Below are 19,093 nucleotides of genomic sequence, written 5' to 3'. Positions count from 1 at the left end.
AGTCTGTTCGAGTATAACCCCGGTCCTTTGTATTAAGGATCGGGTTTTTTGCTGCCCGTCTCCCCATAGAATTTTATAAAATATTACTGTAAACTGCGCCCATGTCTAAACGTCCGATACTTGTTCTTCAGATGCAGCGCATGGGGGATTTGATTCTCTCTTTTCCGCTTTTTCTCTGGTTGGAAAGAACCTATCCCGGCCATCCTATCTGGGTGGTGGCCGAGGAAAAATTTTTTCGTCCTCTTATGCCGATCAGTCCTAGAGTCACCTATTTCCCTTGGGAAGGTGTTCAGGTTCTGCGTCAGAATAAGTATGAGTTGATTGTCAATCTGAGTATCCGCAGTCAGGCTGCAAACCTTGCCGGGGAGTTGCAGGCCGAAGCTAAGCTCGGTCCGGTGGCATCTAAGGACGGGGTGACCCACATCTTGGGTAACTGGCAGCTTTATCGTGCCAGTGTGGTCGAGAATAATCGCCATAATCTTTTTCACTGGGCGGATTTGAATGCTTTGGATTGCGTTCCACTAAGCAGTCTTGCCAGTACCAGATGGCCTCAGCCGCGTACTCTGCATAAGGATTCCAATCGAATCGGTATTTTTCTTGGAGCAAGTGAGGAGGCTAAGCGTCCTTCGGTCCGGTTTTGGGCCGATTTGTGTACGGAACTGCTGGGTAAGGGGCTTAGACCGGTATTATTCGGCGGGCCTATGGAGCAGGGGATGGGGCAGGAAGTCGCCCGCCTGTGTAAAGGTCCTGTTCTGGATATGTCCGGTAAACTTAAGCTGGGGGAATTGATTGCTGTGGGGCAGTCTTTGCAACTCTTTATTACCCCGGATACCGGCCCCATGCATCTGGCTGCATGGTCGGGATTAAAAGTACTCAACCTTTCCATGGGTAATGTGAACCCGTGGGAAACCGGCCCGTATCAGAATGATCATTTTATCCTGCGCTCAACCATGAGTTGCGCTCTTGGGTGTTGGTCCTGCACCCGAGATCAATTGTATTGTCATAATCCTTTTACTCCTTCTCGTATCGCCGTGGCTGCCAAGCGCATAATTGTTGAAGACCGGGCCAGTTTACAGAAAATCAATATGCCCGGTTTGCGCATGTCTTTAACTGCACGTAATGCTAACGGGTTATATCATTTGAACCAGTTGAGCGGCAGCAGGGCACAGGCCGGGGATTTATTGGGTAAGTTCTGGCAGCAGTATTTTGGAACGGTTTTCGGCTTGTGGTCTTCTGACGGTTCCGAGCGGGTTTGGGCAGAGTTTGCTGTCCAGAAACCGGAGCTTGCTGGAAAGATGACTAAACACCTTCCGCGTTTGGGTAAAGAGTTCAGCCGCGGGTTGGCCCGAAGCGCTCCTCTGGATGATTCTTTTTGGAATTCATGCCCTTTAATTTTGCGGCAATTTACGGGTTACATACAACTTTTTCTGCAAAATAATGACTACAGCCGCGAGTCGTGGATCAGAGTCCTATCTTACTATGAACTGCTTGCTGCAATTCTAAGCAGCAACTGACCAGCACTGAATTATTTTCCTTAAAAGGGAAGAATGTTCCTTCGAGTTGGAGGGAGTGTCTCTTCTAACCTGCTGAAATAAAGTGTTTTTGTTTTTGGCACGCCTCGTGAATAAAGAAAAGTCGAGGAGTCAGAATATGAAAATACTTCCACATCACGAACAAACTAATCAGGGCTTGAGCAATCTTTTGGATAGAACATCACTGTCCGAGGATACTTTTCGCTCATCAATGTTCGACAATTTCCTTTATTCCAGCCAGTCCGAGGCGCAGGCAGCGTACCAGCCGGTTCAGGATATCGTGAATGAAGCTGCATCTGTTCATCAGGATGTAACTTCCCATGCCGAACCTGAAGCCGCTGCTGAATATATTGATGATGCTGCGGAAAAAGTTGCCATGCAGTCTGTTGAAGAGCAGCCGCAGGATCTTAAGGTAAGCCGTGAAGACTGGAACGAAATCAAGGAAGAACTTGAAGAGTACGGTCTAGATAAAAAAGATATCGCCGACCTTGAAGAGAAGGTTATGAGCGAGAACGGCATTACCTATGGCCAGTTGGTGTCTGAGCTTTCAGGCATGATGAAAGGCATGAAAGGTATTACTCTCAGCCCGATTCAAGAACAGAATCTCAATTCCATATTTTCCCAGCTCGGTTTTACCCCGGATGAATCCAAGGGGCTCTTGGCTTCCATCCGTCAGGGTAAGCTTGGTGATGTAGTTGAGAAAATGCAGGCCAAGCTGGCAGCTATGCCTGACTCCGAAAAGCTTCAACTTTCTGAAGATGAAACCAAGACCTTAACCGACCTTTTCAAGCTTAAGGGTGATACAGGCAAAAAGATTACCCAGCTGCTTACTGCTGAAAATGCTACCGTCGGTGATTTTAAAAAAGGTTTTTCTGTTCTTAAGTCGGCCCTTGCTCAGCAGCAGGCCGAGCAGGATGGAAAGGATCTCAAGTTGGTTAAGACTGTAGCAGAGTCCTTGCATTCTGCCATGGAAAAAGCTTCCGACCAGTCTCCCAGCACTATGCGTATGGCCTCGGCTGAGGTGATTAGCAACTCCATGGGAGCGGCTAAGGAAGTCAGTGAGAGCGTCAAGCAGGAGGGGCAGAATGGACAGAATGCTCAGAACGGAGAAAATCCTGCTCAGAAAGATAACAATCCTTCCAAGAACGGTGCCGACTTAAAAGGCGATGCCAATGCCGGGAAACAGAATGCCGGCCAGACTGAAGATAAGAATTCCAACCGTCATTGGCTGGAACAGCTTCTTTCCGATTCTGATGATCAGGACAGCTGGAATGATTTCTTCGGCAAGCTTACTGATGAATCCTTCGTGAAGGGCGAAGGAAATCTTAACGGCAATATCTTCGGCAACGGATTCGGTACCCTGCAAAGTGCAGTCAAGTCAGCTCAGGCCGGTAAGACTGATCTCATGTGGGAAAAAACTGCCCGATCCAACATTCTGGAGCAGGTTCAGGAAGGCGTATTCAAGAATCTCGGTCAGGGTCGCAAGCAGCTTACATTGCAGCTTAATCCTCACAATCTCGGCGTTGTAAACGTAATGTTGCAGGTCAAGAACAAGGATGTTCAGGCTACAATCAGGGCGGAAAATCCTGATACGGCGAAAGTTATTGCCGAGCAACTTGAAGTTGTGAAGCAGGCATTGGAAGAGCAGGGTCTCAAAGTGGAAAAACTTGAGGTCCAGACCGGCATTTCAGATAGCCGGACAGACACTTCATGGAAAAATGCTGAAGATCATAACTCGGCGCAATATCAGGAAATGATGTCTGAAATGCGTAAGCGCTGGCATACTTTGAGACAAGAAGGAACCTCTTTGGCCCGGGAAATGCAAACTGTACAGCAGAAGGCACAAATTTCCCAGAGCGGGCTTTACATAGTGGCTTAACATAAATTTAGCCCCGCTTAGCAAAAATTAAGAGGTGTAGTCATGGGATACGTAGGGTTCAGCAACATACTTGGCAGAGCAGAAGCCGACATGGCAGCAAGCAACCAGCCAAAGCATAAAAATCAGCTGGGACAGGACGACTTCCTGAAGCTTCTCCTTACCCAGATGCAGAACCAGGATCCTGCAAACCCCATGGAAGATAAAGAGTACATGGCGCAGATGGCACAGTTCTCCAGTCTTGAACAGCTCACTCAGGTGAACAGCAACATCAAGACTATGATCGATAACAACGCTCAGGACCAGATGGTCTCCGCAGTAGGCTTCATCGGCAAAGAAGTAAAAGCGGAAGGTTATTCCATCAGCCGCGATAACGGAAAGATCAGTAAGGTCTTCTACGGTCTCGGCGAGCCTGTGGCAAACGCGTTCATCAATATTTACGATAACAATAAAAACCTTGTCCGCACTGTTCAACTCGGCTCAAAGGCTGAAGGGACTTTTGAGTTCGAATGGGATGGTAAGAACTGGGCAGGCAAGGATGTACCGGACGGTGTTTACACCATCGCCATGGCAGCGGAAGACGCTGAAGGCAGTCCGGTAATGGTAAAGACGGAAGTCAGTGGTGAAGTCTCCGGAGTTGTTTCCGAGGGCGGGCAGCAATACCTGCACCTTAAAGACGGTCGCTACATCAACTTCCTCAACATCAGAGAAGTAGTAAGTCCGACGGATGTCTCTGATTCATCAAGTGAATCCTCCGAATCCGCTTCAAGCTAATCAGGCCAACGGCATGGCCCGGCTTAAGGGATAGGAAAACATTCGCGAGTCAACAGGACTTTAGGAGGTTCTTATGGGTTTATCAGCATCATTATTCTCAGGAATCACAGGTTTACAGGCCCACGGCGACAAAATGTCCGTGCTTGGTAACAACATTGCAAACGTAAACACAGTCGGTTTTAAAAGTGCCAAGATGCACTTTGAAGACGCCATCAGTCAGGATATGTCCACAGCTACCGGTGTTGCACAGGTAGGTCGAGGCGTACAGGTTGGGGCAATCTATGCCGACTTCGCTCAGGGGTCCTTTGAAACAACCTCTGAGTCCACCGACCTCGCAATCGGTGGTGACGGATTTTTCATAGTCTCTCCCAAGGATGAAGAGACTTCCTACTACACCCGAGCCGGTAACTTCCGTTTCGACAAAGACGGTTATCTTACCGACCCGCACGGTTATGTGCTGCAGGGCTGGCAGGTACAGGATGAAAGTAATTCACAGGTTGCCACCGGCGCCAGTGTAAGTACCAGTAATGCTGTACGTACTGTTGGTGTGCCTACCGATATCAGGTTGGAGAACTTTCAGTCCGCACCGAAGGCCACCACTACGATTAATATGATCACTAACCTTGATTCAGGCGAAGCAAGTCGTTCAACTGACAGCACTGCTCCCTATCTCTCCCTCTTCAATTCCTGGGATGGAGCTGCTGAGCCGCCTCTTGGTGATTCTCTGTACGGCTACCAGTCCACTATCAAGGTTTATGACGCTAACGGTTCCGCTCATAACGTGACCACTTATTTTGACCAGGTTACTCTCAGTAACGCAGGCGGTAAGAAGGTCTGGGAATTTATCGTAACCTGCGATCCCGAAGAAGACGGTCGTATCTCCGATGACGGTGTAAACTTTGCCGGAACTTCTGCAGCAGGAATGCTCATGACCGGTACTATGACTTTCAACGCAGCAGGTGACCTGACCGGTGTATCGGCCTTTACCCTTAAGAGTAACGGCGGTACCGCAGCAGCTGACCTCAGGGACCCGGCTGAATGGTCTCTGGCTGAATTCTCACAGGACGGGCTGCCTGTTCTGACAGCAAACTTCCTGTCGCGGTCCAATGCAAGTTTTACCGATGCCAGCAACGATCCGGTAACGGTCGAGATGAACTTCGGTTTAAACAACAAGGACCTTTCCGGAACTGGAACAACTAAAGGTTGGGGTGGGGCAACGGTCTCCAACGCGAGCCTGCTCGGTACTAACATTACTGACATCAGTGGTATCCCCAACTTCGGTGATGCTGAGAAGAGCGCACTTTCAACCACCAGTTACAGCTCCGGTTCCACCACTCTGTTCCAGTCTCAGGACGGTTACACCGCAGGTTTCCTGCAGAGTACTTCCGTCAGCAGGGACGGGGTTCTGACCGGACGTTATTCAAACGGTCAGATTCAGGAACTCTACGTACTGACCATTGCCTCATTCAATAATGACTGGGGGCTGAGACGTGAAGGCGGTAACCTCTTCACCCAGACAAGGGAGTCTGGAGATGCTTTGACCGGCTTGCCAAACAGCAGCGGTAAGGGCTCCATCGCCTCAAACTCTCTTGAAATGTCCAACGTGGACCTTGCGGTTGAGTTCGTAAGCATGATCACCACCCAGCGTGGTTTCCAGGCGAACTCCAAGGTAATCACAACAACCGACTCCATGATGGGCGAGCTTATCCAGCTCAAGCGCTAGCGTGAATAAAGTATCCTGAAGATGCTGAATATATAAGAAAACTCCTTCTACAACCTCCGCAGACGGGATTGACTCCCCTGACTGCACAGGTACCCGGAAACCCCGCTCCCGAATATGCCGTTTCGGAAGCGGGGTTTTCATTTTTTTGTTTCCGGACCTTCTCACCTTAAGGAATATTTATTCCACATTAATCAGATTGTGTTTCTTGATGTTTATTTCCGGTTTGGATTGATGGTACAGCGGCAGTAAATGCCTAGTTGACAGGTCTTATTTCCTTTAAGATGTAATTATAATAATGGTTTGCTTGTGGTGTGGGACGGCTTTTCCCGTTGTTCTGAAAAATGACGGTCAATAGACCGAAAGGGCGGGAAAAAATTGACTCTTTAGCCGAATATAAAGAAGTCTAGACTTTATTTATATAAGTAAGTGTTTGAAATTTAAATAAAAAATAGTTTTGGCACACGCTCTGCTTAAGGTTGGTTAACAAAAACGGAATTTTGTGAACTACAAGGAGGTTCAGATATGTCCTTAGTCATTAACCACAACCTTATGGCAATGCACGCCTCGCGCAACCTGCAGGAAGCGTACGGCAACCTCGGCACTTCAACCCGTCGTCTCTCCTCAGGTTTGAGAGTCGGCACCGCAGCTGACGATGCTGCCGGTCTCGCAATTCGTGAACTTATGCGCGCTGACGTTAAATCCCTTAACCAGGGTATGCGAAACGCCAACGACGCTATTTCCATGATTCAGACCGCAGACGGCGCGCTGCAGGTAATCGATGAAAAGCTCATCCGCATGAAAGAGCTGGCAACCCAGGCATCCACCGGTACCTACAACTCCGACCAGCGTCTTATCATCGATTCTGAATTCCAGGCAATGGCCTCGGAAATTACCCGTATCGCAAATGCTACCGACTTCAACGGTATCCACCTGCTTAACGGTAACCTTTCTGGGGGGTCCGGTACCCATAACGGTAGTGGACTCCATTCCACCGGCCCGCTGAAGGTTCACTTCGGAACAGGTAACGATTCCGCAGAAGACTACTATTACATCGCAATCGGTGAATCCACAGCTTCTGCCCTTGGTGTACAGACTTCCATCTCCACTCAGGGGCTGGCACAGGCTGCTCTGGATAAGCTCCAGCAGGCAATTATTTCAAAAGATAAGATTCGCGCGAACCTCGGTGCCATGCAGAACAGGTTGGAAAATACTATTACCAACCTCTCCATTCAGGCAGAAAACGTTCAGGCTGCTGAATCCCGTATCTCAGACGTGGACGTAGCAACTGAAATGACCGAATTCGTACGTAACCAGATTCTCACTCAGTCCGCGGTAGCGATGCTCTCGCAGGCTAACTCACTGCCGAAGATGGCAATGCAGCTCATTGGCGGCTAAAGCCGCTTGAGATAATCGGGTGAAGATTAAGGACTGTGGAGGCGATTGATCACCGCCTCCCAGTCCTTGAACTATTTTTGGGCAGTCAATAAAGCGTTATACCTTTTTGGCGTGTTGCAAAAAAAAGCTGAAACTCACGTATGTTGTATACGCATCATTTCAGCCTTTTTTTACTCCTCGCATCTGGTTCTTTTTCAAATCCCAGAGCGTAGGAAAAAGTTGAGTAAGGTTATTTTTAAGATGGATCTTCGTCTTCTGTGAGATAATCGAGAGCCTTGGCCGCAGCTGTCTGTTCGGCTTTTTTCAGACTGGAACCTTCCGAATCAAAAAATTTCCCGTCCGGGAGATTCAGATTTACCATAAATATTTTTTCATGTTCCGGGCCTTTGGTCCCGGTAAGCACGTAGGTCGGGCGTTCTTTGAATCTGGCCTGAGTCACTTCCTGTAATTTGCTTTTGAAATCCTTGGAACTTTCTATCTTGAAAGTAGCAGGCCATTTATTTGCAAATATCCGCATTATAAATTTCTGTGCTTCGGCATAGCCCCCGTCAAGAAATACAGCCCCGATAACTGCTTCCATAGCATCAGCCAGCAGGGAAGAACGGTTGCGGCCGCCTTGTGCTTCTTCTCCGCGTCCCAGTTTTAAAAAATCGTTGATATCCAGTTCCCGGGCAATTGTGGCAAGGCTTTTCTCTTTGACCAGCTTTGATCTGATCTTGGTCAGCTGCCCTTCATGGGCTCCCTTAAACCTTTTATACAGCTCTTCTGTAACGCAGAGTTCCAACACTGCGTCACCCAAAAATTCCAGTCTTTCGTTATCTTCAACAGGCTCAGGTTGTTCATTTGCCCAAGAACTGTGTGTCAGTGCGGTGGCTAAATGCTTGACTTGAGAAAATCGATAGTGGATACCTTGCTGGAGGCGAGAAAAATCTTCTACCATACAAACCTGCTTGAATTTATATTAACGAATGTACTCATATTCATGTTTAAAGGCCTTGTTTGAGCCCAAAGCGATTGCCGTAATCGGAATTTCTGCCGATCCTCAGGATAAGGCTAGCATAATTATTGCCAACCTTCTTGCCTCTGGATATAGGGGAAAAATATTCCCCGTCAATGGGGAAGGAGCCGAAGTTCACGGACTTGCCGCATTTTCTTCGGTTTCCCAATTACCCCGTGGGATCGATTTGGCATTGATATGCCTGTCGCCAGCTGAATCTATTCAGGCTGTAGACGATCTTTCAGAAATTCTGGTCCGGGCTGCAGTAGTTACCAGTGGTGGTTACGGCGAGACCGGACGCGAAGGTTATCGTTTGGAACGGCAATTGGCAAGGACAGCGAAGAATCATGATATGATTATTCTCGGTCCCAATTGTATGGGGCTCATGAATACCGCTCTGGGTATGAACGCCAGCCTTGATCCGGATTTCACTCTTAAGGGTAATATTGCTTTTCTTTCACAGTCCGGGGCCATGTGTAGCACTGCCTTAGACTGGGCCAACAGCGAAGGGGTCGGTTTTTCAAAGTTTATCAGTCTCGGCAATAAGGCTGTGCTTGGCGAAGCCACCATGCTTAATTATCTCGCTAACGATGAAGATACCAAGGTTATTGTCGGCTACTGCGAAACACTCAAGGACGGACAGGATTTCCTCCGCACGGCCTACGACACCACTTTCAAAAAGCCTCTCATCTTGCTGCGGGCAGGGGAAACCCCTTCCGGTGCAAGAGCCGCCTCAGCGCATGCCGGACATTTGACCGGGGCTACCACCGCATATAATGCAGCATTCAACCAGACCGGTGTAATGCAGGCTGTGGACATTGAGGATATGTTCAACCTTGCCCATGCATTTTCCTGTCAGCCTCTGCCCAGCGGGTCCAATGTTGCTATTGTTACCAACTCCGGCGGGCCCGGTATTCTCGCCACCGATATGGCAGAGAAGGGCACTCTGAATATTTCCCGTCCCTCCTCGGCTACTCTTGAGAAGATGAAGGAAATTCTTCCTCGTTATGCTTCTCTGTACAACCCTATCGATATGCTTGGGGATGCAAATGCTGATACGTATCACAAAGTACTTAGAGCTGTTGCCGAGGACGATGTTTTTCATTCCATTCTGGTTATTTTGACTCCGGCGGCCAATATTCTTGAAGATGTGGAAAAAGCTGCCGCAGATATTATTGAGCTGGAAAAAGAATGTGATAAGCCGATCATTACCTGTTTTATGGGTGACCATTCGACCCGAAATGCACGCAGGATGCTTCGTGCAGCCGGAATTCCATGCTATGAATTTCCAGAAGCCGCGGTCCGTTCTCTTGACGCCATGACCCGTTGTTACCGTTGGCAGAAAAAAGATTGGCCTATTGATGTCTGTTTCAGACGTGACTACTCCAAGGCCAAGTCCATTGTAGAGAACTGCCGTAAGACCGGATTGACAGAACTCGTGGAATTGGATGCCCAGCAGTTGGCTTCCGCCTATGAGCTTCCTGTGCCGGAAACCGTATTAGCCCGCACTTCAAATCAGGCAGCCAAGGCCGCCAAAAGGATCGGGTATCCTGTGGCGCTTAAGGTGGCTTCCCCTCAGATCTCCCGGAAACAGGAACTTGGGTTGGTTATCACCGATATCCAGACTCCGCAGGCCCTGCGTAAGGCTTTTTTGGAGATTACCACACGGGCGACCAGAAGGTGCAAAGATGCCTACATTACCGGGTGTCTGGTGCAGGCTATGGGGCCGAAGGATTCCCATGAAATTGTGGTAACTTTCAAGCGTGACCCCCAGTTCGGTCCGCTTATAAATTTCTCCCTTGCGGGACTTCACGTGGACCTGCTTGGTGATGTATCATCACGGCTGGCTCCTCTGGCTCTTAATGATGCTCAGGAAATGATCCGTGAGATCAAGGCGTATCCTATCTTACGGGGGGTACGTTCCGGCTCGGCGGTAAATCTCGGCGCGTTGGAAGATGTGCTGCTCATGGTTTCCCAGATGGCCTCTGACCTTCCGGAGATTCAGGAAGCTGAGTTTGATCCGGTTATCGCTGGCCCGGATGGTGCCGTTGTTGCCAACATGAGGATGACAGTAAGTTAGTTACAAGGAGGACATTATGTCCGGTTTATATATTGGTTCTACTAGCGGATATTCCGGTAAGAACATGATTGTCATGGGGTTGGGGCTGCATTTTCAGAAACAGGGCGTCAGCCTTGGTTACATGAAGCCTGTGGGCGCTATTCCTGCCGAAGTTGATGGCCGACTGGGCGACGAAGATGCATTCTTTATTCAGGATGTGCTCGGCGTTTCCAATCCTCCGAATGTTGTCACCCCGGTGGTTGTTACCCACGATTTTAAGGTTCAGGCTTTCAACGGTAAGGTCGAGGACCATGTCCAGCCTATTGTTGACAGTTACGCCAAGATCAGCGCAGGCAAAGACCTGACTCTGGTTGCCGGTTCCGGTTCCATGTACTCCGGTAAATATTGCGGGGTTGATGGTATTCATCTGGTTAAAAAGCTGGGCATCAAATGTGTGGTCATTGACCGTTTCCAGAAGGAACTTAATTACGATTATCTGGTAGTGCTTAAAGAAGCTCTGGGAGATAATCTTGCGGGCGTTGTGCTTAACGATATCCCGCCGACCTTCATGGATGAGATTACCACCCTGATCAAACCGTTTCTTGAGCGGAAGGGCGTTAAAGTTCTCGGCGTGATTCCCAAGGACCCGCTCATGGGCACAATTAAAGTTGGCGATCTTGCTGACCGTCTTGGCGGAAAGATCATTACTGCTCACAATCGCTCCGACCAGCCTGTTGAAAGTTTTCTCATCGGTACCATGCAGGTGGAAAATTTTATGACGCATTTCCGCAGGCATCGTAACTCAGCAGTTATCGTCGGTGGTGACCGCTCTGATGTTCAGTTAGTGGCCCTTGAAGGGGAATGTCCGTGTCTGGTGCTGACCGGTAATCTCTATCCGAATGACATTATCCTGACCCGTTCAGAAGTACTGGAAACACCCATTATCGTGGTTCGTGACGATACTTTTACCGTTGCCAAGAAAATGGAAGATATCCTTTCCCGCCACAAGCTGCGTGAGTCTGCCAAGATCAAACACGGTGTTGAACTTGTAGAAAAACACATCGATTTCACCTACCTGAAAAAACAGCTGGGCCTGAAATATTAGATTCACTAAATAAAATAGAATTCAAAATAAAAGGAGAAACAGCCTGAAGGTTGTTTCTCCTTTTTTTTGTAGTGGAAAATTTTGGGTTACTAAGAGAGCGAAGCTTATTAAAAGTTTTTGAAGAGTCCAGAGAAACTTTTTTCAAAAAGTTACTTTGGCTCCCGGAGGGCCGCCGGAGGCATCTCTAAACAAATAAAGGATTATTGCGCATTTCGTGTTTGATTGTGGTCATTGGACCGTGTCCGGAGAATATTTGGGTTTCACCGGGAAGGATAAAAATTCTGTTGCTGATGGAGCTGAGCAATTCATCGCTGTTGCCTCCAGGCAGGTCGGTGCGTCCGACTGAGATCATGAACAGCAGGTCGCCAACAAAGATGCAGCCTATAGCAGGAAAGAAGTAGGATAGGCTTCCGGGTGTGTGTCCCGGAGTCTCAATGATCATTACCGGATTATCGAGAATGGTTTTGCGCCCCTGCTTCAAATCAGTGATTTCAAAATCGAGCAGTTCTTTGAATTCAAGCGAACCTCCGTTTTTGACGGGAACATCATTGAGATATAAATCTTTGTGGTTGCCGAAGACCGTGGCTCCGGTCTCTTTTTGCAGTGCACCTACGCCGCCGACATGATCGAAATGCATATGGGTCAGGTAAATGGAATGAACGTTCAGTTGCCGCTCACGGATGGCTTGCAACATGGGGGCCGGTTCCATTCCACAGTCAATAACCACTGCCTCAGATCCAGCGGTGAGCAGATAGGAATTGGTCTCAAGGGGACCAAGTACAAATGTTTCAACCTTTAATTCTTTCATTCTTCAATGGTTGACTGTAAGTCTGCAATAGAGTGAAATCCTGATAGTTAAACACTGATCATCAAGGAGTCAGAATGCTTTATTTTTTGGGAAACTGTCAAATGGATTTCCTCGGCAGGGCAGTAGAAAAATCTGGTTACCCCTGCACCTACCGGGTTCTGGCTTCCCCATTTACATATAACAGTTCACCGGGAATTATCCCAGAGGAACTAGCGGCCATGGACGCTAAATATGGGCTGGAAAAATATTACCACGACCGGAAGCTGATTCATCAGTTCCAGATGATTGCACCTGACGACCCTCAGCCGCAACTTATAGTGATGAATCTTTTTCATGAAAATAGCCCACTCTTTGTGCATGGGGAATCTAAATATATATTTTTCGTTAATCCCGAGGCGTGGCATGAGCACCCGGAATTCGAAGCATGGATGAAAGGTAACTGCGGCATGGTACAGGCAACACCGGGCAGTTACCTGAAGCGTTACCGGGAAATGCTCGGCAATCTTCGTGATCGTTTTCCGCAGGTGCCTATCATTGTAGTTTCACGGCTTTCTCATTATCCGGCTTTCGGTCCCGATCCATATTCCTATCTTGAAGGATGGACTGATCTTTGGCGTACCGCCAGACCTGTCCTTAAGAGCTGGGAGAGTGAAATTGATGATTTGAATGTTGTTGAGTTGGATCGCATTTTTGCCGGAATATGGGCCGGATCAGAGAAAAAGATTGAAGCCCATTGCCCGTTTCTTAAATTCAGGATTACCGAGGAAAATAATTCTATTACAGGGCTGCACGCCAGCCGTGATGTGGAGCATATCGGTTCCATGTGGCCCGTGCTGGCTGGCAAAATAGAGCAGTTCCTGAAAGAAGGGCGAATAGAATATTCCGGTGCGGAGATTGTTCCTGATGAATGGTTGCGTCCGTGGCAGCCGGAAAAATTTCCCGAGGACAAACTTATAGATATGTTATCTTCCGGCGCAAACTATCAGTGCGCACGGGCTGTCGGTTCTTTTTTTCTCGATCTTGGAAAAGATTACACTGAGCTATTGGCCCGTACCGCCGAGTTTACCCCGGTCTGCCATAATACATTGCATATGATCAAAACATATTCCCGTATCTGGCCCAATCCGGTTTTGACCCACTGGTGTCAGGTCCATCGTAATGCTGCAGCTTCATTTACAGCCAATGGCCCTCTGTACACAACAGACTATATAAAGCGTATTGACGAAATCGAGCGTTTTGTTTTGGGATCTTAGTCTGCTGCCTGTAATCCGTATTTTTGTAGAATCTGTTGTAAACGCCCGGATTCTTTCATTTGGGAAAGACTGAAATTGAGCTTTCTTACAAGTACGGACGGCGTGTATCTTTTGGAAAATGCTATGTAATAGTTCAGGCTTTTTTCTGTTGCAGCGTAGGAAATGTTATTTAGCTTTAATCTTTTAATTGCCGCCAGTCCGACATCTCTGTTTGAGTAAACCGCATCAACCCTGCATCGAGATAACTTTTTGAATTGTGTAAGGTCATCAGGGGTTATATCAATGTTTATATTGCTTTTGAAATTGATGGTAAATTTTTCAAGATTATACGATGTGTTTGATGGGCCGTAAGTCCCGATTGTCATGTTGCGAAGGCTTTCGACTCCATTATAATTTATCGGTTTTTCCGTGCATTCGAAAAAACCGTATTCGGTAGCAATCAAAGGTGGACTGAAGTAAAACTCCTGTTCCCTCTCTTTGTTCTTGCCTACCATGAAAAGAGCTTGAATTTGCCCTTTTTCGCTCATCGCCAGTGATCTTCGCCACGGATAAAGTTTGATATCACATTCTACATCAATCTCTTTGCATACCTCCCGGATAATTTCTGCTCCGGGACCAGCTACTTTCTCATTTTTCAGATATGAAAAGGGGAAGAAGTCTTGCGTAGCGAAAGTAATCGTCATGCGTGCTGACGAATTACTCGGAAACATGGCAATAATCAGCAAGAGTAAAACGGATGCCAATTTGGACATTGTCCCTCCGTGTTTCAGGAAAAAGGATGATTTTTAAGTATAGTAGCACGTGCGGATAGACGTAGCAAATGGAGCAATAAAAAGGTCCCCTGTTCGGATGAACAGGGGACCTTTTTTAATTTTATGAATATGTAGTCTTTTATTTGGGCTCAAGCTGCTCAGCTTTGAGAGCTCCAAGTAATGCTTCATCCAGAGAAGGATGGGGAAAGACTACTTTGTGGATGTCGTCCTTGGTCCATTCTTCCTGCACGATCATGGCAGCAGCGGTGGTAAAACCGGAGACATGGTGTCCCACAGTGGTTATTCCGGCAACTTTGCCGTCAAGCCAGACAACTTTTACAAAGCCTTGCGTAGAAGCATAGGCCTGTGCAATGGGGTTGGCCACCAGCGGGAAGGAAGATACTTTTACTTCACCCTGACCTTCGAGATCGGCGGGCATAAGTCCTACGCGCATAGTTTCCGGGGAACCGTAGAGAATGGACGGGACTGGGCCGTGCTCGTAGGGACCGTCTGTCTTTCCGGCAAGGCGGCGGACCACATATCCGGCCTGATGGCTGGCGGCGTGGGCGAGCAGGATTTTGCCGTTCAGGTCACCAATGGCGTAGACATTGTCCGCGGCTTCAAGATTTTCGTTAACCTTGACGAAACCGGGACCTTCGGTTTCCACACCCAGTGTTTCGAGACCGATGTCCGCTGAATTGGGACGGCGACCAATAGCAATGAGCGCTTTCTCGGCGGTGAATTCTTCTCCGTCTTCGGTGCGCAGCACGGCCTGTCCGTTTTCAGCGGTGACGGATTTAACTTTCACGCCGAGATTGAACTGCCACTTGTGACGTTTGAATACTCCCTGCAAAGCTTTGGAAACTTCCGGGTCCTCATAAACAGCAATGCGGTCAAGGGCATCCACTACAGTGATTTTACATCCTGTGCGGTGAGCAATCTGAGCCATTTCGAGGCCGATAAACCCTGCTCCGATGACCAGCAGCGAAGTGGGCATTTCTTCCAGCGCGAGGAATCCGGTGTTATCGAGAATGGTCTCGTTGTCCGGTTCCAGTCCGGGGAATGCAGTGGGGTGGGAACCGGTGGCGAGAACAAGGTTTTTGTACTCAAGTACAGCCTGTTCTTCGGGGTGGGAAACTTCCACTTTGCCCGGCTCAATTACTTTAGCTACTGCTGGGTAAATGTCGATGCCGAGCTTTTTGGCTTTTTGGGCCATAGCCTTGCGGGTAGCAGCAATAAAACGGTCCTTCTTGGTACACAGTGCCTTGAAATCAATCTCGATTTCGCCTTTGGCAACGCGCGCCTTGGACTGGGCGGCAAGTTCTTCCACCGGAGAAGTTGCACCGAGGTACATCTTGGTGGGAATGCAGCCCACATTGAGGCAGGTCCCGCCGAGCAGTTCTTTTTCCACCAGCGCGACTTTTATGCCTTCTTCCGCAGCTTCAAGAGCCGCGTCAAAACCGCCCGGACCGGCTCCTACGACCACGAGGTCGTAGGAGCGTGTTTCTGTCGGGAAACTATTTGACGTCATCGGTAATCACCATGGAACGTGCAGCTTTGGTCTCGTCCAGTCGTTTTACTGACATGGAAATCGGAGCAGCCTGCAGCGCTTCGGGGTTCTTTTCCGCTATTTCAGCGATCTCGATGAGATCGTCGATGAAGCGATCGATGGTTTCTTTGTTTTCAGTCTCGGTGGGCTCAATCATCAGGCATTCCTTCACGATGAGCGGGAAGTAGATGGTCGGAGCATGATGTCCCTTATCCAGCAGGGCCTTGGCTACGTCGAGAGCGCGTACGCCGTTTTTGGCCTGCTCAACTGCGGATGCAACGAATTCGTGCATGCAGATGCGGTTGTAGGGAATCTCGTAATGCTTTTCGAGACGTTTGCGCATGTAGTTCGCGCTGAGGACCGCACCTTCGGTGGCGCGGGTCAGACCTTCGCGGCCGAGGCGGAGCATGTATGCGTATGCCTTCAGGTAAACGCCGAAGTTGCCGTAGAAGGGAGCAACGTAACCGATGGATTTAGGTTCGTCATAGGAAAGGTAGTACTGGCCGTCTTCCAGCTTTTCCACGCGGGAAACGGGCAGGAAGGGCTTAACCCTTTCGCTGACGCCTACAGGGCCGGAACCGGGGCCACCTCCGCCGTGCGGGGTGCCGAGGGTTTTGTGCAGGTTGAGGTGCACGATGTCGAATCCGGCATCGCCGACACGCAGTTTGCCCATGATGGCGTTCATGTTTGCGCCGTCATAGTAGAGCAGGGCGTCTTTAGCGTGGATCATTTCCACCAGTTCCTGCAGGTGGGTCTCAAAAAGACCGAGGGTGTTGGGGCAGGTCATCATTACGCCTGCAACTTCATCATCAAGTACTTCGGCAAGGGCTTCAGGGGTGATGATGCCGTCCTTGGATTCAACAGAAACAACATCGTATCCGGCTACAGCGGCGGATGCGGGGTTGGTGCCGTGGGCGGAGTCAGGGCAGACGATCTTGGTCTTTTTGTTGCCCTTGTCGCGGTGGTAGGCGGCCATGAGCATAACACCGGTCAGCTCGCCGTGAGCACCGGCCATGGGATGCATGGTGAATGCAGCCATACCGGTCAGTTCGCTGAGCAGTGATTCGGTTTCGTGAATAACCTCAAGTGCGCCCTGACAATGGTGGCCTGCTCCCTTGAGCTGGGGAATGACCGGGTGCAGTTTTGCGAATCCGGGCATTGCTGCCACCTGTTCGGTGAACTTGGGGTTGTATTTCATGGTGCAGGAACCAAGCGGATAAAAGTTGGAATCCACACCGAAGTTTTTCTGGGAAAGCTGGGTAAAGTGGCGAACCACGTCCAGTTCGGAGAGGGAAGGCATACCTGCGCCATCACGAAGGAGGTCTGCGGGAATGAAGTCCTCGATTTTGGATTTGGGTTCTTCAGGCCAGCAGCCTTCGCGGCCGGGAACGGATTTTTCAAATACTGTCTTCATTAGATTGTCCCCCGCAGAATTTCAGCAAAGATGCCGATCTGTTCTTCAGTGGTCTTTTCTGTGCAGGCCACCAGCAGTACATTTTCCAGTCCTTCGTAGTAACGTCCCACTGGGAAACCGGGGATGATACCGCGTTCGGTGAGCTTGTCGATTACTTCGAAAGCGTTAACCGGAAGGGTTACTGCGAATTCGTTGCCGAAGGGACCCTTGGTGAACATTTCCACACCATCAATGGCGGTGAGGCGTTCAGCTGCGTAGTGGGCGCGTTCAACTGAAAGGACAGCTGTGCGGTTCAGACCTTCCTCGCCCAGCAGGCAGAGGTGGATCAGGGTACGCAGGGCGCAGAGGGCCTGGTTGGAGCAGATGTTGGAGGTCGCTTTCTGGCGGCGGATATGCTGCTCACGTGCCTGAATGGTCAGAACGTAGCCGGGCTTGCCGTCTTCGTCTTCGGTGCGTCCTGCAATACGTCCGGGCATCTGGCGGACCAGCGCTTTGGAGCAGGTCATGATGCCGAGGTAGGGACCGCCGAAGGACAGGGGCTGTCCGATGGATTGTCCGTCTGCAACGGCAATGTCAGCACCCATCTGACCGGGAGTCTTCAGCACGGACTGCATGACCGGGTAAGTGGACATGATTGCCAATGCCTTGTGCTCGTGTACGGCTGCAAACATTTCGGTGAAATCGTTTACTGAGCCGAAAAAGTTGGGGTTCTGAACGATAACCGCTGCGGTGTCTTTATCTACTGCTGCGGTGATGGACTTGACGTTGGTGCGGCCATGATTGTGTGGCACGGTGACAAGTTCAAGATTCAGGTTGGTGGTGTAAGAGTCGAGCATAACCCTGTAAATCGGGTTCAACGCTTCACTTACGATGATTTTCCTGCGTCTGGTCTTGCGCACAGCCATGAGAGTGGCTTCGTAGAGCGCGGAACCGCCATCGTAAACAGAGGCGTTGGCGTAATCCATGTCCATGAGTCTGGCCATTGCGGTCTGATATTCGAAGATCGCCTGCAGGGTTCCCTGAGAGGATTCGGGCTGATACGGGGTGTAGGCGGTGTAAAACTCACTGCGGGAGGAAAGGGCATCAACCGCTGTGGGAATGAAGTGGTCGTAGAAGCCTGCTCCGAGGAAGCTGGTCAGGTCCGTGGTGTTCTTTGCTGCCATTTTTCCCAGCTGCTGCAGAACTGCCATTTCGCTTTTACCTTTAGGCAGGTTAAAGCTTTTGGGGCGCAGTTCGGCCGGAATTTCGGCAAAGAGATCATCCACGGAGTTCACGCCGATAACATCAAGCATTTCCCGGATTTCTTCCGGGGAATGGGGTACGTAAGGCATTATGTCCTCCGGTATAAAAATAAATCCCCGCTGACTTAAGCGGTCGGCGGGGAATTTTGTGTACTATTAGATAAAGAACGGCTCCTGATTAGTGAGCTTCTTCTTCAGTAACCTTTTCATAAGCTGCGGCATCAAGAAGAGCGTCAGTGGGGCCGGTGATTTTAACTTTGATGAGCCAGCCGTCACCGTAAGGATCTTCATTGACTTTCTCGGGAGCGTCTTCCAGTGCTTCGTTAACTGCAACTACTTCACAATCAACCGGAGCGTACATTTCGCTGGCGGCTTTAACGGATTCAATGGAACCGAATTCGTCGCCTGCTGCGAAAGTGTCACCTTCCTGCGGGAGTTCGACGAAAGTAAGGTCGCCGAGCTGTTCCTGAGCAAAATGGGTGATACCGATAACACCGTTTTCACCATCAACCTTGAGCCATTCGTGAGATTTGGCGTAAAGAAGTTCCTGCGGAATCATGGGGCCTCCTTCTTATGGATAGACTGAGTTGTTTTGTTGTTTGACCGTGTCTTTAT

Annotated in this window: 15 protein-coding genes; 8 read left to right on the top strand and 7 right to left on the bottom strand. The window is 49.4% G+C overall.

Translation table 11 applies throughout. From position 1 onward, the window contains the following. Window positions 1-101 precede the first annotated feature (101 nt). From ACNI23_RS10830 to ACNI23_RS10810, 5 genes are all read left to right on the top strand, one after another. Window positions 102-1,514, top strand: a complete 1,413-nt coding sequence (locus tag ACNI23_RS10830; RefSeq protein WP_420248631.1) for a glycosyltransferase family 9 protein — start codon at window positions 102-104, stop codon at window positions 1,512-1,514. Window positions 1,515-1,650: 136 nt separating this feature from the next. Further along, window positions 1,651-3,411, top strand: a complete 1,761-nt coding sequence (locus ACNI23_RS10825; RefSeq protein WP_420248629.1) for a flagellar hook-length control protein FliK — start codon at window positions 1,651-1,653, stop codon at window positions 3,409-3,411. A 42-nt stretch (window positions 3,412-3,453) separates the two neighbouring features. Beyond that, window positions 3,454-4,182 (top strand): flagellar hook assembly protein FlgD, encoded by a 729-nt coding sequence (locus ACNI23_RS10820; protein WP_015852874.1) that lies wholly within the window; start codon window positions 3,454-3,456, stop codon window positions 4,180-4,182. Between the two features lie 73 nt (window positions 4,183-4,255). After that, window positions 4,256-5,905, top strand: coding sequence for a flagellar hook protein FlgE (locus ACNI23_RS10815; RefSeq protein ID WP_420248628.1), 1,650 nt, complete (start codon window positions 4,256-4,258; stop codon window positions 5,903-5,905). Window positions 5,906-6,427: 522 nt separating this feature from the next. Then, window positions 6,428-7,300, top strand: coding sequence for a flagellin N-terminal helical domain-containing protein (locus tag ACNI23_RS10810; RefSeq protein ID WP_420248626.1), 873 nt, complete (start codon window positions 6,428-6,430; stop codon window positions 7,298-7,300). 235 nt (window positions 7,301-7,535) lie between these two features. Here ACNI23_RS10810 and rnc read toward each other — a convergent pair whose 3' ends face one another. Beyond that, window positions 7,536-8,240, bottom strand: coding sequence for a ribonuclease III (gene rnc, locus ACNI23_RS10805; RefSeq protein ID WP_420248624.1), 705 nt, complete (start codon window positions 8,238-8,240; stop codon window positions 7,536-7,538). A 55-nt stretch (window positions 8,241-8,295) separates the two neighbouring features. Here rnc and ACNI23_RS10800 point away from each other — a divergent pair, with 55 nt between their 5' ends. Then, complete coding sequence (locus tag ACNI23_RS10800; protein ID WP_420248622.1) at window positions 8,296-10,377, top strand: acetate--CoA ligase family protein; 2,082 nt, start codon at window positions 8,296-8,298, stop codon at window positions 10,375-10,377. A 16-nt stretch (window positions 10,378-10,393) separates the two neighbouring features. Then, window positions 10,394-11,461: a phosphotransacetylase family protein gene (locus tag ACNI23_RS10795; protein ID WP_420248621.1), complete on the top strand. Its 1,068-nt coding sequence runs from the start codon at window positions 10,394-10,396 to the stop codon at window positions 11,459-11,461. A 184-nt stretch (window positions 11,462-11,645) separates the two neighbouring features. On the opposite strand, the gene ACNI23_RS10790 is transcribed toward ACNI23_RS10795, so the two are convergent. Further along, on the bottom strand, window positions 11,646-12,269 hold the full coding sequence (locus ACNI23_RS10790) for an MBL fold metallo-hydrolase (protein ID WP_420248619.1): 624 nt from the start codon (window positions 12,267-12,269) through the stop codon (window positions 11,646-11,648). A gap of 74 nt (window positions 12,270-12,343) precedes the next feature. Here ACNI23_RS10790 and ACNI23_RS10785 point away from each other — a divergent pair, with 74 nt between their 5' ends. After that, window positions 12,344-13,522 (top strand): SGNH/GDSL hydrolase family protein, encoded by a 1,179-nt coding sequence (locus tag ACNI23_RS10785; RefSeq protein ID WP_420248618.1) that lies wholly within the window; start codon window positions 12,344-12,346, stop codon window positions 13,520-13,522. Here ACNI23_RS10785 and ACNI23_RS10780 read toward each other — a convergent pair. The 5 genes from ACNI23_RS10780 to gcvH form a co-directional block, all read right to left on the bottom strand. Further along, on the bottom strand, window positions 13,519-14,274 hold the full coding sequence (locus tag ACNI23_RS10780) for a substrate-binding periplasmic protein (RefSeq protein WP_420248616.1): 756 nt from the start codon (window positions 14,272-14,274) through the stop codon (window positions 13,519-13,521). The two genes, ACNI23_RS10785 and ACNI23_RS10780, sit on opposite strands and share 4 nt — an antisense overlap. Window positions 14,275-14,413: 139 nt before the next feature. Next, entirely contained in the window at window positions 14,414-15,805 is a 1,392-nt protein-coding gene (locus ACNI23_RS10775; protein ID WP_420248614.1) for a dihydrolipoyl dehydrogenase family protein, read from the bottom strand. Continuing rightward, window positions 15,792-17,237 carry an aminomethyl-transferring glycine dehydrogenase subunit GcvPB gene (gene gcvPB / locus ACNI23_RS10770; protein ID WP_420248612.1) on the bottom strand — a complete coding sequence of 482 codons (1,446 nt, stop codon included), beginning with the start codon at window positions 17,235-17,237 and terminating at the stop codon, window positions 15,792-15,794. Before gcvPB ends, ACNI23_RS10775 begins: the two co-directional genes overlap by 14 nt. Beyond that, a complete protein-coding gene (gcvPA, locus tag ACNI23_RS10765; RefSeq protein ID WP_420248610.1) occupies window positions 17,237-18,568 on the bottom strand; it encodes an aminomethyl-transferring glycine dehydrogenase subunit GcvPA in 1,332 nt (443 codons plus the stop codon). Before gcvPA ends, gcvPB begins: the two co-directional genes overlap by 1 nt. A gap of 88 nt (window positions 18,569-18,656) precedes the next feature. Then, window positions 18,657-19,037 (bottom strand): glycine cleavage system protein GcvH, encoded by a 381-nt coding sequence (gene gcvH / locus ACNI23_RS10760; protein ID WP_015852862.1) that lies wholly within the window; start codon window positions 19,035-19,037, stop codon window positions 18,657-18,659. Window positions 19,038-19,093: the final 56 nt, after the last annotated feature.

This window comes from Maridesulfovibrio pacificus (SeqCode), assembly GCF_048612815.1.
Classification (GTDB): domain Bacteria; phylum Desulfobacterota; class Desulfovibrionia; order Desulfovibrionales; family Desulfovibrionaceae; genus Maridesulfovibrio; species Maridesulfovibrio pacificus.
The sequence above is the reverse complement of the archived record's forward strand: the minus strand, read 5'-3'. Positions and strand labels throughout refer to the sequence as shown.

What these genes read in the sequence shown, in the direction of transcription:
- ACNI23_RS10830 (WP_420248631.1), top strand. Translation starts at nt 102, where the DNA reads ATGTCTAAACGTCCGATACTTGTTCTTCAGATGCAGCGCATGGGGGAT.
- ACNI23_RS10825 (WP_420248629.1), top strand. Translation starts at nt 1,651, where the DNA reads ATGAAAATACTTCCACATCACGAACAAACTAATCAGGGCTTGAGCAAT.
- ACNI23_RS10820 (WP_015852874.1), top strand. Translation starts at nt 3,454, where the DNA reads ATGGGATACGTAGGGTTCAGCAACATACTTGGCAGAGCAGAAGCCGAC.
- ACNI23_RS10815 (WP_420248628.1), top strand. Translation starts at nt 4,256, where the DNA reads ATGGGTTTATCAGCATCATTATTCTCAGGAATCACAGGTTTACAGGCC.
- ACNI23_RS10810 (WP_420248626.1), top strand. Translation starts at nt 6,428, where the DNA reads ATGTCCTTAGTCATTAACCACAACCTTATGGCAATGCACGCCTCGCGC.
- rnc (WP_420248624.1), bottom strand. Translation starts at nt 8,240, where the DNA reads ATGGTAGAAGATTTTTCTCGCCTCCAGCAAGGTATCCACTATCGATTT.
- ACNI23_RS10795 (WP_420248621.1), top strand. Translation starts at nt 10,394, where the DNA reads ATGTCCGGTTTATATATTGGTTCTACTAGCGGATATTCCGGTAAGAAC.
- ACNI23_RS10790 (WP_420248619.1), bottom strand. Translation starts at nt 12,269, where the DNA reads ATGAAAGAATTAAAGGTTGAAACATTTGTACTTGGTCCCCTTGAGACC.
- ACNI23_RS10785 (WP_420248618.1), top strand. Translation starts at nt 12,344, where the DNA reads ATGCTTTATTTTTTGGGAAACTGTCAAATGGATTTCCTCGGCAGGGCA.
- ACNI23_RS10780 (WP_420248616.1), bottom strand. Translation starts at nt 14,274, where the DNA reads ATGTCCAAATTGGCATCCGTTTTACTCTTGCTGATTATTGCCATGTTT.
- ACNI23_RS10775 (WP_420248614.1), bottom strand. Translation starts at nt 15,805, where the DNA reads ATGACGTCAAATAGTTTCCCGACAGAAACACGCTCCTACGACCTCGTG.
- gcvPB (WP_420248612.1), bottom strand. Translation starts at nt 17,237, where the DNA reads ATGAAGACAGTATTTGAAAAATCCGTTCCCGGCCGCGAAGGCTGCTGG.
- gcvPA (WP_420248610.1), bottom strand. Translation starts at nt 18,568, where the DNA reads ATGCCTTACGTACCCCATTCCCCGGAAGAAATCCGGGAAATGCTTGAT.
- gcvH (WP_015852862.1), bottom strand. Translation starts at nt 19,037, where the DNA reads ATGATTCCGCAGGAACTTCTTTACGCCAAATCTCACGAATGGCTCAAG.